6 protein-coding genes, 1 tRNA gene, 1 other RNA gene and 1 pseudogene are annotated in these 13,577 nt (G+C 70.3%); 1 reads left to right on the top strand and 8 read right to left on the bottom strand.

What is annotated here, in order from left to right:
- Positions 1–3 precede the first annotated feature (3 nt).
- The 7 genes and pseudogenes from Q0Z83_RS45180 to ffs form a co-directional block, all read right to left on the bottom strand.
- Positions 4–957, bottom strand: a complete 954-nt coding sequence (locus tag Q0Z83_RS45180) for an ABC transporter permease (protein WP_317789693.1) — start codon at positions 955–957, stop codon at positions 4–6.
- Complete coding sequence (locus Q0Z83_RS45175; protein ID WP_317789692.1) at positions 954–1,958, bottom strand: ABC transporter permease; 1,005 nt, start codon at positions 1,956–1,958, stop codon at positions 954–956. Before Q0Z83_RS45175 ends, Q0Z83_RS45180 begins: the two co-directional genes overlap by 4 nt.
- A 100-nt stretch (positions 1,959–2,058) precedes the next feature.
- Entirely contained in the window at positions 2,059–3,720 is a 1,662-nt protein-coding gene (locus Q0Z83_RS45170) for an ABC transporter substrate-binding protein (protein WP_317789691.1), read from the bottom strand.
- Between the two features lie 157 nt (positions 3,721–3,877).
- Positions 3,878–4,471 (bottom strand): recombination mediator RecR, encoded by a 594-nt coding sequence (recR, locus tag Q0Z83_RS45165; protein ID WP_093619379.1) that lies wholly within the window; start codon positions 4,469–4,471, stop codon positions 3,878–3,880.
- A 4-nt stretch (positions 4,472–4,475) separates the two neighbouring features.
- Positions 4,476–4,775, bottom strand: a complete 300-nt coding sequence (locus Q0Z83_RS45160; RefSeq protein ID WP_378079111.1) for a YbaB/EbfC family nucleoid-associated protein — start codon at positions 4,773–4,775, stop codon at positions 4,476–4,478.
- Between the two features lie 1,982 nt (positions 4,776–6,757).
- Positions 6,758–9,019, bottom strand: a pseudogene (locus Q0Z83_RS45155) (DNA polymerase III subunit gamma and tau); the annotation flags it as partial.
- Positions 9,020–9,103: 84 nt separating this feature from the next.
- Positions 9,104–9,199, bottom strand: an RNA gene (gene ffs / locus Q0Z83_RS45150) — signal recognition particle sRNA small type.
- 85 nt (positions 9,200–9,284) lie between these two features.
- Here ffs and Q0Z83_RS45145 point away from each other — a divergent pair.
- Positions 9,285–9,372: transfer RNA gene (locus tag Q0Z83_RS45145), tRNA-Ser, on the top strand.
- A gap of 260 nt (positions 9,373–9,632) precedes the next feature.
- Here Q0Z83_RS45145 and Q0Z83_RS45140 read toward each other — a convergent pair.
- Entirely contained in the window at positions 9,633–13,499 is a 3,867-nt protein-coding gene (locus Q0Z83_RS45140; protein ID WP_317789683.1) for a hypothetical protein, read from the bottom strand.
- Between the last annotated feature and the right edge of the window lie 78 nt (positions 13,500–13,577).

Raw genomic sequence — 13,577 nt, 5'->3', positions numbered from 1 at the left:
GCCTCACTTCCGCAGTTTCGGGTCGAGTGCCTCGCGCAACGCCTCACCGAGCAGGGTGAACCCGAGCGCGGTGATGATGATGCCGATCGCCGGATAGATCGCCAGACCGGGCCGGGCATCCAGGTACGGCTGGGCGTCGGCGAGCATCAGGCCCCACTCCGGGGTCGACGAGTCCGGGTTGCCCAGTCCGAGGAAGGACAGCGCGGCCGCCTCGATGATCGCGGTGGCCAGCGTCAGCGTCGCCTGCACGATCACCGGGGCCAGCGAGTTCGGCACGATGTGGGTGAGCGCGATCCGGCGCCGCTTGACCCCGAGCGAGGTCGCGGCCAGCACGTAGTCGCCACCGGACTGGGCGACCATGGCGCCCCGCAGCAGCCGGGCGAAGATCGGCACCGACACCACACCGACCGCGATCATCACGGTGGTCAGGCTGGCACCGAGCAGGGCCGCGATGCTGACCGCCAGCAGCAGGCTGGGCAGGGCCAGCAGCATGTCGACGATACGCATCAGCACCGAGTCGACGGCCTTGCCGACCCGGCCGCCGAGACCCGCGGCGGCACCGGCGACGCCACCGATCAACGCGCCCAGGGTGAGACCGATCAGGGTGGAGATGATGCCGACCAGCAACGTCTGCCGGGCGCCGATGAGCATCCGGCTGAACTCGTCACGGCCCTGGTGGTCGTAGCCGAACCAGTGCTCGGCCGACGGCCCCGGGATGGAGCCCGGCTTGATCACGCCTTCCCGGATGCCCATCGTGTCGGTCGGCGAATACGGGGCCAGCCACGGCCCGACGATCGCGACCACCACGAAGAGCAGCAGGATGCCGATGCCGATGAGGGCGCTCGGGTTCCGGCGCACCCGCCGGATCGCCTCGGTCCACAGGCTGACGCCGTGCTCGTCCTGCTTGACCGCGGACAGTTCGCTCAGCGCGTCGATCTTGTCGGTCTTGGTGCTCATCGAACCCTCACCCTCGGGTCGATCAGGCTGTACGACAGGTCGACCAGCAGATTCACCAGGACGTAGAAGACGGCAATGATCATGATGAAGCCCATCAGAACCGGATAGTCACGGTTACTGATCGCCTCATAGAGGAACGCTCCGATACCGCTGAAGGCGAACACCGTCTCGGTCAGCACCGCCCCGGAGAGCAGACCACCGGTGAGCAGGCCGATCACCGTGACGATCGGCAGCATCGCGTTGCGCAGGATGTGCCGGCCGCGAACCGTACGCTCGGTAAGGCCCTTCGACTGTGCGGTCCGCACGTAGTCCTCGCTCAGCACCTCCAGCACGCTCGCCCGGGTGATCCGGACGATGATCGCGAGCGGGATGCTGGCCAGGGCGATACCCGGCAGGATCAGGTGCCAGAGCGCGTCGAGCGCGGCATCCCATTCCCGGGTCATCAGCCCGTCCAGGACGAAGAAGTTGGTGACCCGCGTGGCGCCGAGGGTCGGATCCTGCCGGCCACTCGACGGGAACAGGTGCAGGTTCTCCGAGAAGATCGCCTTCAGCACGTACGCCAGGAAGAACACCGGGACGCAGATGCCGATCAGGGAGCCACCGACCGAGGCGCTGTCCAGAAAGCTGCCCCGACGGCGGGCGGCGAGATAGCCCAGCGGGATGCCCACACCGATCGCGATGATCATCGCGGTGATGGTGAGCTCCACCGTCCCCGGGAAACGCTCCAGGAACTCGGTCATGACCTCGCGCTTCGTCGAGATCGAGGTGCCCAGGTCGAGCTTGAGCATGCGCTTCATGAACCGGCCGTACTGGATCAGCAGCGGCTCGTCCAAGCCCAGGTTCCGCCGGATCTGCGCACGCAGCTCCGGGGTGCCGCGCTCACCGAGGATCGCGGTCTCGGGGCCGCCGGGCAGGCGGCGCAACCAGATGAACAGAAGGATCGACAGACCGAACAGCGTCGGAATCAGCTGTAGCAGTCGTCGCACGATGAACCGAATCAAGGCCGCCTCGTAAGGTGGGAGGTCGACAGCGGGCGAGCGTCAGGGTATGACGCCCGCCCGCCGGTAGAGCAATAGGGAGATGCCGGATTACGGCTACGACTTAGGAGAAGGTGGCCCCGACGAAACGCTCGTCGGTCAGCGGGCTCGGCGTGATGCCGGTCAGGCCCTTGCCGAACACGATCGCCGGCGGCGAGTGCGAGATCGGCACACCCGGAGCGAACTCCGCGATCGCAGCGTTCAGCGCCTTGTACTTCTCCACCCGCTGCGCGTTGTCAGCGGTGGTGTCGGCGTCCTTGAACTGGGCGAAGAGAGCCGGGTTGTTGAAGCCCCACTCGTCCTTCTGCCGGTCGAACATGGTGCCGATGAAGTTGTAGGCGTCGCCGTAGTCGCCGGTCCAGCCGAGGAAGTGCAGGTCGTGCGCACTACCCGAGGTGGTGGCGTTGAGGTAGTCCGGGCTCCACTTCAGCGGAATCGCCTCGACCTCGATACCGACCGCCTTCAGGTCGGCCGAGACCAGCTCGAACAGGTCCTTCGGGTTCGGCATGTACGGCCGGGTGACCTCGGTCGGGTAGTGGAACTTGAGCTTCAGGTTGCTCGCGCCGGCCGCGGCCAGCAGCTTCTTGGCTTCCTCGACGTTGTAGTCGTACTTCTTGACGTCGGCGTTCCAGCCCTCGACCGTGTCCGGCATGAACTGGCTGGCGGCCTTCGCGCCCGGGGGCAGCTTCGAGTCGACCAGGGCCTGACGGTTGATCGCGTACGAGATCGCCTGGCGCACCTCGGGCTTGGCCAGCGCCGGGTTGCCCTTCTGGTTGATCGCCAGGTAGAGGATGTTGAACGCCGGGCGGGTGAGGACGTTGAAGCCCTCGGTCTTCAGCGGCTCGACGTCGGCCGGGCCCACCAGGTCGTAGCCCTGGATGTCACCGGAACGCAGCGCCTGCTTACGGGCGTTCTCGTCCGAGATGGTCTTGAAGATGACCGTCTTGAGCTTGGCCTTGTCGCCCCAGTAGGCGTCGTTGCGCTCGATGGTCAGCGACTTGTTGGCCTTGTCCCAGGTCTTGAACTTGAACGGGCCGGTGCCGGTGGGGTGCTCCATCGCGTACGACGGGTACTTGATGTCATCCGCGGTGCCGGCGATGTTCGACGCCTCGTACTGCTTGAGGGCGGCCGGGCTGTGGATCGCGAACGACGGCAGCATGAGCGCCGACGGGATCTTGCTGGAGACCCGGGTGAACGCCAGGTCGACCGTGGTGGCGTCCTTCGCCGTGCAGGACTTGAAGAGGCTCGGCGGCAGCTCCGCGTCCTCGTTCTTGGCGAAGCCACCCATCACGTCCTGCCAGTACGGCGTGACGTCCGGGCTCTGCATCAGGCCGGTCGAGTTGTACCAGCGGTTGAAGTTCTCGCAGACCGCCTCGGCGTTGAAGTCCGTGCCGTCGTGGAACTTCACGCCCGACCGGAGCTTGAACGTCCAGGTGGTGCCGGCCGCGTCCGGGGTCCAGCTCTCCGCCAGACCGGGCGAGGCCTTGGTGCCGCCTTCCTCCGGGCGAACCAGCGTCTCGAAGATCTGCCGGGCGACGCGCAGCGACTCACCGTCGCTGGCGAGGCTCGGGTCGAGCACCTTCGGGTCACCGGCGACGCCGAAGACCAGCGTGTCCTTGACGGCAGCGCCGTCCGAACCGTCACGCTCGCTCTCGGCGCAGCCGGAAGCTGCCAGAACAGCGACTGCGGCAACCGCGATCGCGGCCCTCCGCCTCGATGGACGCATCGTGCTTCACCTCTGCCTTGTGGGGGTGGTCAACGCGGTGGAGTGTGCCACCGATGCGACGGACATTAACCGCCCGGTAAGTTTCCGGGGAGCCGTTGGTATCCAATCGTGTTGTTACAGGGCTGCTTCGTAACGCAACCACCCCAACACAGAGCGCTCAGACGGCGCGCCGCCCCTCAAAAGCACGACCCAGCGTGATCTCGTCCGCGTACTCCAGGTCACCGCCGACCGGCAGGCCACTCGCCAGCCGGGTCACCGTGAGGCCCATCGGTTTGATCAGCAACGCCAGGTAGGTCGCCGTGGCCTCGCCCTCGGTGTTCGGGTCGGTGGCCAGAATCAGCTCCTTGACCTCACCCGTCCCGACCCGGAACAGCAGCTCACGGATCTTCAGATTGTCCGGCCCGATGCCTTCGAGCGGATTGATCGCCCCGCCCAGCACGTGATAGCGCCCCCGGAACTCGCCGGTGCGCTCGATGGCCACGACATCCTTCGGCTCCTCCACCACACACAACACCTCGTTGGTACGGCGTGGATCGCGGCAGACCCGACACTGCTCCGACTCGGCCACGTTGAAGCAGGTCGTACAGAAACGCACCAGGTCTTTGACCTTGCGCAGCGCGGTGGCCAGCCGGTTCACATCGGCCGGATCCGCGGAGAGGACGTGAAAGGCGATGCGCTGCGCCGACTTCGGGCCGACGCCCGGCAGTCGACCCAGCTCATCGATCAGGTCCTGGATGGCGCCTTCATACACGGGATCAGAACCCCGGCAGGGAGAAGCCGCCGGTCGCCGGGCCCATCTTCGTCTCGGCCAACTCCCGCTGCGCCTCGGCCGCGCTGTGGATCGCCGCGAGCACCAGGTCCTCCAGCGTCTCCACGTCGTCCGCGTCGACCACCTTCGGGTCGATCTTGACCGACTTGAACTCACCCAGACCGGTGATCACCACGGTCACCAGGCCGTTGCCGGCGCTCGCGGTCAGCTCGGCCTCGGCCAGCTCGGCCTGTGCCTGAGCAACCTGCGCCTGCATCTTCTGCGCCTGCTTCATGAGCTGCTGCATGTTCGGCTGTGCACCGGGCCGCATGGCACCGCTCCTCATCTAATCGGTTCGTTGTCCACCGTCGATACGGCGCGGCGGTCGAAGTTACCGCCGCCAGCGTAGCCGCCGCCCACTCCATGCCCACCCCGACGCCACGACAACCCCACCGCGGCGGCGCACGACCCGCTCCCGACCACATCCGGCCACCAGCATCACGGCGACCTCCGGCACGATCCGCACCACAGACCACCTCCCGCACCCGGCCCTCGGGTCTGCCCCGGGACGATCCGCACCACAGGCCACCTCGCGGACCGCGACCGCCGAGCCAGGCACCGGCCGACTGGTGGGCGACGAGCCGCGGCGGGCCGGGGTCAGAGTTCGGCGATCTTCTCGGCCCCGAACGCCTCTCGGAGCAACTGGATCGCCTGCTCCTCACTGCTCTGGCGGGCGGTCTTCTCGTCGATGACCTCGTCGAGCGGCTCGTCACCCGGATCGAACCCCTCGTAGGCGGACGGGGGACCGTCATATTCCGGGTCGTAGGGCGCTTCCTCCACCGGCGGCGCGTCGGACCAGGAACGTCCGGCGCCACCCGCGGCCGGACGATTCGGTGCCGCACGGCCCGCTGGAGGCGCGGCCCCACCGCTGCGGGCATTGGCCAATGCGGCCCGCGCGGCCGCCGCGCCACTCGCTCCCTCGACTCCGGTACGCGCAGCCGCCCGCGCCGCCTCCATCGCAGCCGACCGGGCCGGCGCCGCCGGTGGGGTGGGCGCAGCCGTGCCAACTGGTGCTGCCGCCGACGCCGCACTCCGAGCAGCCGCAGCAGCGGCCGCTGCGCCTCCGCCCGCAGAGCCGGCGTTCGCAGAGCCGGCCCCCGAAGAACCGGCACCCAGAGAGCCTGCGTTCCGAGGACCGCCGTGCTGCGAACCGGCGCCCATCGCACCGACACCCTGCGGGTTATCACCCTGCGAACCAGCACCCTGGGACGCAGCGCCCGCCGGGCCCACGCCCTGGGGACCCACGCCCGCTGAACCGACCCCCTGCGAACCAACGCCCGCCGGACCCGCACCCTGCGAACCAGCGCCCGCCGGACTCACACCCAGCGGACCAGCGCCCGCCGGACCCGCACCCTGCGGACCAGCCGAAACCGCCGCTCCGCCGAACGCGGAACCGCCACCGAACCCGCCCGCCGAACCGCCGCCGAGCCCTCCCGCCGAGCCGCCGAAACCCCCACCGGAACCCGGCGCTCCGGCTTGCTCACCGCCTCGGGCCGCAGTAGCCGGACCGGCTCCCACGCTCCCGGACGTGGCCATCGGATCACCACCGGGCCGGGCGGGTTCCGGCCAGCCACTCGCCGATTCGTCCTCTTGGCTCACCTTTACGGCATTTGACCCGACGGCCGCCGATGATCCCGGCCGGGCCGGCTCAGGCCACCCGGCATCCGCACCGGCGGATACCGAAGCCGCGCCACCTGGCCGGACGGGCTCAGGCCAAGCCGAGTCGTCGCTGTCGGCAGCCATATCCCTGGAACCGCCTGGCCGAGCCGGCTCGGGCCATTCGGAATTCGCCCCGACAGACGCGGACCCACCTGGCCGGACCGGTTCCGGCCAGCCCGAGTCGTCACCCGCGGAAACGGTCTCTGACCCACCCGGCCGAACGGCCTCCGGCCACCCGGAGTCCCCGCCCCCGGACCCGGCCCGCGCACCACCCGGCCGAACGGCCTCCGGCCACCCGGAGTCCCCGCCCCCGGACCCGGCCCGCGCACCACCCGGCCGAGCAGCCTCCGGCCACCTGGAATCCCCGCCCCCGGACCCGGCCCGCGCACCACCCGGCCGAGCAGCCTCCGGCCAGTCGGCCTCGTTGTCTCCCGGAGCGGCCGGTGAGCCGCCGGGTCGGGCCGGACCAGACCAGCCGGTCTCGCCGGGACCGGACGGCGTCGATGAACCGTTCGGGTCGGCGGAGTCGGACCGGCCACGGTCAGCGGTCGCTGCTGCCGTCCGGGTCTGCGCCGGGCGGCCGGTGTCGGACCGGTTCGGCGAAGCGGGAGGGCGCGCCGCCGGCCAGTCCTCGTCGGCGTCGGCCGCCGGGGGCCGCGGTGACCGCGACGGGCGTGACTCGGTGCGGCCCGTGTTGCGTTCCGGTGCCGAGGCCGTCGCGCCCGCCTGCGGGGCCGGACGCTCGGAACCGCCGGACCCGCGACGACCCGCCGACTGGTCTCGGACGTCGCCGGGACGTGCCTGCCCCCGGGACGGACCGGCCTCGCCGACCTCGCAACGGATCCGCCAATCGCCGCCCGGAGACTTGCGGAACTCGGTGGTGATCGCCTCACGCCAGTTCAGGAATCGGTCCACCAGCGCCTGGGTCGGTGCGGCGAACACGACGGTGTCGCCTTCGACGTCGCGGATGCCGATGCCGTACTCCTGCATGGCTTTGACCTTCGGCTGCTGCCGGCCGAGGGTGTGCCATGCGGCGCGGACCCGCTCGGATCGCTCGTCTCGAGGATCGCCGGAATCACCCCCGGCATCCGGCCGAGCGCCTCCGGCGGGCGTGAGGTTCGCCTCCGCCCGAGCGGTGGGCCGGGCCGGCGCCTCCTCCACCGGTTCGTCATCCCACGGCGGCGGTTCGTCGTAGTCGACGGGGTCCGGGTGGCCGCCGTCGGCGACCTGGTTCCAGTCGGGCTCGGCGGTCCCATCGGATCCGCCGGTCGCCGACCCGGAATCGGGCGACACCTCGGAGTGAGGCGACACCTCAGCGGGAGGCGACACCTCGGAGTGAGGCGACACCTCGGCGGGAGGCGGCACCCCGGGGCTGGACGGCGGCCCCGACTCGGAAACGGGCGGCGCCGCCGAAGCGGGGGCCGGAGTCGGCTGCGCCGGGGCGGGAGCGGCGGGTGACACCGGGCGCGCGGAACCACCGCCCGCCGGACGTGCGGAACCAGCGCGGGCGGCAGCGGCCGCAGCCATCGCCGCGGCCTTTCCACCGCCTCCGGCGCCGCCACCGCTCGCCACCCCACCGTTGGTGCCTCCGCCGGCCGCGACACCGGCTCCGTTGTCGGTCGTCGGCGGGGCCGCGTCGACGACGGCGTAACCCTCGGCGGGGCGCTCACCCCGTACCCCCGAACGCTCCAACCTCTCCAGACGCTGGAGCAGAGCCGACTCGGAAGCGTCGGCACCCGGAAGCAGCATGCGGGCGGTGACCAGCTCGAGCAGCAGGCGGGGCGCGGTCGTGCCGCGCATCTCGACCAGGCCGTTGTGCAGGATGTCCGCGCAGCGGGACAGGGTGGCCGCGCCCAGCCGGGCGGCCTGCCCGGCCATCATCTCCAGCTGGTCGGCCGGACCGTCGATCAGGCCCTTGGCGACCGCGTCCGGCACCTGCTGGAGGATGATCAGGTCACGGAAGCGTTCGAGCAGGTCGGAGGCGAAGCGGCGGGGTTCGTGGCCGGCTTCCGCGACGCGGTCGATGGTGGCGTACGCGGCGGCGCCGTCACCGGTGGCGATGGCGTCGCACATCTCGTCGATCAGGGTGACATCGGTGACGCCGAGCAGACCGACCGCGCCCGCATAGGTGACACCGTCCGCCCCGGAACCGGCGATCAACTGGTCGAGGATCGACAGGCTGTCCCGGGCGCTGCCACCGCCGGCCCGCACCACGAGCGGGAACACCGACGGCTCGACGGTGACGCCCTCGGCGTCGGTGAGCTGCTGAAGATACGGCCGCAGGACAGCCGGCGGGATGAGCCGGAACGGGTAGTGATGTGTCCGGGAGCGGATGGTGCCGAGGACCTTGTCGGGCTCGGTGGTGGCGAAGATGAACTTCACATAGTCCGGCGGCTCCTCGACCAGCTTGAGCAGCGCGTTGAAGCCGGCCGACGAGACCATGTGCGCCTCGTCGATGACGTAGATCTTGTAGCGGCTGTTGGCGGGCGCGAAGAACGCCTTCTCTCGCAGCTCACGGGCATCGTCGACACCACCGTGGCTGGCCGCGTCGATCTCGATGACGTCGATCGAGCCGGCGCCGTCGTTGGCCAGCGATCGACAGGACAGGCAGACGCCACACGGGTCCGGTGTCGGCCCCTGCTCACAGTTGAGCGACCGGGCCAGGATGCGTGCGCTGGACGTCTTGCCGCAGCCACGTGGGCCGGAGAAGAGATAGGCGTGGTTGAGACGCCCGCTGCGCAGCGCCTGCGACAGCGGCTCGGTGACGTGCTCCTGGCCGATGACCTCGGCGAAGGTGCGCGGCCGGTACTTGCGATAGAGGGCGAGTGCCACTCCTGCCACCTCCTGAACGACCGCGTCATTCTCCGTCGAGGGTCTGACAAGAACAAACGCCGTGCCCCGGAAGTGACCCGGAAACTAAAGGACCCCCCGTGCACCCGCCAGAGCCCGCTTATCCTTGCTGCCTTCCGGCCCTGGGGAGGTTCACAGGATGACGCCGCACGAGGGGCTACCCGAGAGCCTACCTGGCCGCGCCCGGCCGCGCGCAGACCCCCTCCCCGCGGGCGAGCCCACCGAAAGAGTCTGTATTCTGGCGCACGGAGGATTCGCCTAGAGGCCTAGGGCGCACGCTTGGAAAGCGTGTTGGGTTAACACCCTCACGAGTTCGAATCTCGTATCCTCCGCCAGCCCGAAGTGGGCAGACGTTGAAGGCCGGACCCGTTGGGTTCGGCCTTCAGTGCGTTCGCCTCGCCTCAGCCGACCGTGTCCACCTGAAGAGTGACCGGGTGGAGGCCGAGCCGCTGGGGCCGGGGCCCGCCGTCGGAGAACTGCACGCCTTAACTCGTTGTGCCCCGCCGATCGACCCTCTGTGGGCCGGGTCTATTGTCGGGAACGAAAACAGTGCGGGCGAGGGCCGGCTCCCGATCGGAGTCGGCCCTCGCCTATTTCACTTCTTGATCTTGATCGCGACGCTCGTCGCACGACCGTCGTAGTGCCCGGTCCGCTTCGCGACCACGGTCAGCGTCAACTTCTTACCGGCCCAGGCCGCCTTCAGCTTCAGCGTGGCCGTCACGGCCACGAGTTTGCCGTTGACGCGCCACTCGTACCGATAAGACGTCGCCTGCGGCGACCACGCGCCCACCGAGACCTTGACGGCCTTGCCGGCCTTGACCGTGCCCTTGATCTTCGGCCGGGCGGTCGCCTTCGGCGCCGCGCCGTATCCCACGGTCACCGCAGCCGACGAAACCGCAGTATTAGACCGATTGGCCCGCTTTGCGATAACGGTCACCGTGAGGCGTTTCCCACGGAGGGAGGCGGGGATCTGGTACGCCGACCCGGTCGCCCCCTTGATCGCGACACCGTTGGCCGCCCACTGGTACGACCACGAGGTAGGCGCCGGACTCCAGCTCCCGGCGGCCGCCCGGACGGTGCCACCGACCCGGACTGTCCCGGTGATCGACGGCGCCCGGGTGGCCTTGAGCGCACCCGCCGTGACGGTCAGACCGCCGTTGAGGGTGGCGCCCGATCCACCGGCCGACCGCGCCACCACGTTCCACGCGCCGGGTGTCGCGTCGGTGAGGTCGGCGGTGACGGTCATGGTGAGGCCGTCCGTCACGCTCTTCACCGTCGCCGGGATCGACGTCGATCCGCTACGGGTGAGTGTCACGGTGTCGGTGGCGGCGAACCCGGAGCCCCGGAGGGTCAGCGTGGCCGGGCCGCTGTTCGGCGCCGATCCCGGGGTCACCGACCCGAGCGAATATCCCGGGGTGCACGGCTCGTAGTCGCACTTGATGTCGGCCCGGAACGGGAGGTTCCCGTCCGTGGTCTCCGGGGCGAGCACGAACAGCGCCATCCCGGACGGGTTGTCGTACGGCAGGCTGACCTGGCATCCACGACCGCCCTCGGCCCACGAGCAGGCGGTGATCCCGTCGTCGGTCCGGGTCTGGAAGTAGTACGGCTCGGGCGTCTCGGTGCCCCCGCCGGTGTTGCTGATCGCCGCCTTGAACGCGGACCGGTAGTTGACCGGCACCGCCACGCAGACCGCGGTCCTCTGATCGCTCAGGGTCCCGCTGATCGGCCCGAAAGCCGGCGCCGCGTTGACCGCGGGGCACTGCGCGACGGGCTGCCCGGCGCTGGTGAGCCGCCAGGTGTCCACCCGGTACGGAACGGTCTGCCCGTCCACGGCCGGCCACACGAAGATCTGGTAGCTGGTGGATCCACTGGCCCGGCACGGCACCACATATCCGGAGCAGCGGTCGGCGCCCGCCGCGTCGGTGATCCAGTAACGGGCCGCGAGTCCGGTGCTGCGTACGCCGAGCCAGTAGCTGTCGGCGGCCGCCGCGGTGACCCGGTAGCAGTGCAGATCCTCATCGGTCCGCAGGTCACCGGCCATGGCCGGCCCGCCGAGCACGGTGTTCGCCGGAGTCTGGCACTTCGCCCCGGCCGCGCTGGTGTCCTTGCGGCTGATCCGGTACTGGAAGTCGGTGGCGGCCGCGGTCAGCAGCACGGTGTACGCCTTACCGCTCTCGAAGTCGCAGCGCACCAGCTGCGCCGACGCCCACCGGCCACTCCCGCAGACCTGCTTGCCGGTCTCGTCCCGGACGCTGATGTTCGCCCAGCCGTCGTGCCCGGTGACCGGCGCGTACCCGATGGTCTCGTCGACGCTGTGCTGATTCGCCGGGATGCTGTAGCAGGTGGTGAACCTGTCTGCGGCGAAGGCGGTGACCGCTCCGACGGTGTTCCCGATCGCGCCCTGCGGCAGGACGGTGCAGCCGCTGACCCGATCGAGTCGCTGCACGACCACACGGTAGTCACCGGCGGCCGAGTCCTCGGGTGCGTTGAGCAGGATCCGGTACGGCGCCGGCCCGGCCAGCTTGCACCCGTTGGAGCAGAGGTCCGTACCGTCCCCGTTGATCAGGGTCCACTCCGGACGGGCCGCTCCGGTGACCCGGGGCGGCAGGGTGACGCCGATGGTGGCGCCGGCCGTGCTGTCCAGTTCGAGGCAGTCGGTCTCGCCGACGACGGTGAACGAACCGAGCACCGCACCGGTGGCGTAGCCCTGGTCGCCGGTACGCACGCAGCCGCTCGCCGTCGGCGCGGTGAACACGACGGCGTGCTCGCTCTCCACCACACCGCCGCCGTCGTACGCCCCACCGACGACCAGCGTGTACCGGCCGGCCTTCGGGAAGTCGCAGAGGTATCCGGCGTCGCAGACCTTGATCCCGTCCACGTCGTGGATCGCCGTGTAGGACTCGTAGTTCTCGTCGTCGACGACCCGCACCAGGTGCCGGCCCGCGGCGGGAACGTCCAGGATGCGGCAGCGGTTGGCGTCGAGCGCTCCGGCCGGCCCGGCACCGTAGGCCCCGGGTGCGAGCACCGGGCAGCCGGCGGGCGAGGAGAGCCGCCGGATCTGCAGCTCGGTCTCCCGGTCACCACTGGACAGGACCACCAGGCGGTACGGCCCGGTGCCCGGCAGCGCGCAACCGCCGAGGTCGTCGTACCGCTGGTCGGCGCAGATGTCTTGGCCGGTGCGGTCGGTGATCCAGCCGAAGCCGCCACCCGACACATAGGTGACGATCCGCTCGCCGGGCGCCGCGGTGAACGGCTGGCAGACGGCCCCGACGCCGTCCGACGCGGGCGCCGTGACGGTCGGCTGGTCCCAGCCGGTACCGACGGGTGCGGCACAACCCGCGTCACCGGCGATGTCGATGATGGACGCCCGGTACTCACGGGGCTGCCAGTCGGTGTTGCGCAGCCAGAGCGTGTAGGTGCCGGCCTCGGGCAGGTCACACGGGTCGCCCCACTCGCTGCAGACGACACCCGCGGCGTTGCTGACCTCCCAGCGGAGCTGGCCGCCGTCGGTGGTCTGGACCCGCTTCACCCCGGCCGTGGCGGTGACGGTCCAGCAGTCGAACCCGCTGGCCGCGACCTCGCCGCTCGCCACCTGGTCGGCGGCCGGGATACCGAATCCGGCCTGGCGCAGGGTGCCGCAGCCGAGCGGTACGTCGGTGCGGACCAGCCGGAACCGGTAGTCGACCGCGCCGCCGTAGTCGTCGGCGAGGAAGATCGTGTGGGTGCCGTCGCCGGTCAGCGAGCACGAGCCGCCGCCCCACTGGATCGGGCAGACACGCTCACCGGCCGGGTCCTCGATCCAGCCTTCGAGCGAGGCCGCCGCGCCCTCGGTGGCCGGGGTGACCTCGGTCTCGACGTTCAGGCGCATGCCGGCCGTACCGGCGAATCGGTAGCAGTGACCGGCCGCTCCGCGGGCCAGCTTCCCGTCGCGCAGCGGGCCGTCGACGGTGAAGGTGGCCGGGTCCAGCGTGGTGCAGCTAGACGGTCGGCTGCGGGATTCGACCCCGATGCCGTACGAGGCGGTGCCCGAGCCCGAGTACAACCGGACGTCGATGGTGTGGACGCCCGGTTCGGCGATCACACATTCGGAGGCGTAGGGGCCGAGGAAGCAGGACTCGCCCTGCACCGACGCCTGGGTGTTGTCGCCGGTGGAGTGGAACTGGGTGAGGATCCGCTCGTCCGCGATCGTGGTGCGGAACGTGTAGGTGTGGTGCGTCTTGCCACTGATCTCGTCACAGGTGACGGGTGTCCCGAGGGCCAGCTCGCCACCGCAGGTCGCCGCGACGGCGTGGGTGGGCTCGGCCGTCGACTCGGTGGTGGAGGTGCCCGGCGTCGGCGCCGTCGGCGTCGGCGTCGGCGTCGGTGAAGGTGTCGGCGACGCCGCCGACGGTGATGGAATCGGTGTCGGTGTGGTCGCGTAGGCGGTCCCGGGCAACCCGGCCGCGATTATCAGGCCGCTCATCAGAGCGGCACTCCAAAGCCTCACGGCTTCCCCCGTCGATGAATGTGACGCGGAGGATATCAACCGTGATCGGTACGA

Origin of the sequence: Actinoplanes sichuanensis, assembly GCF_033097365.1 — a bacterium.
Lineage (GTDB): Bacteria > Actinomycetota > Actinomycetes > Mycobacteriales > Micromonosporaceae > Actinoplanes > Actinoplanes sichuanensis.
The sequence above is the reverse complement of the archived record's forward strand: the minus strand, read 5'-3'. Positions and strand labels throughout refer to the sequence as shown.

Bases quoted from the DNA above. Each gene is read 5' to 3' on its own strand.
- Q0Z83_RS45160 (WP_378079111.1), bottom strand. From the start codon at position 4,775: ATGCAGCAGCTCATGAAGCAGGCGCAGAAGATGCAGGCGCAGGTTGCT.
- Q0Z83_RS45170 (WP_317789691.1), bottom strand. From the start codon at position 3,720: ATGCGTCCATCGAGGCGGAGGGCCGCGATCGCGGTTGCCGCAGTCGCT.
- Q0Z83_RS45180 (WP_317789693.1), bottom strand. From the start codon at position 957: ATGAGCACCAAGACCGACAAGATCGACGCGCTGAGCGAACTGTCCGCG.
- Q0Z83_RS45140 (WP_317789683.1), bottom strand. From the start codon at position 13,499: ATGAGCGGCCTGATAATCGCGGCCGGGTTGCCCGGGACCGCCTACGCG.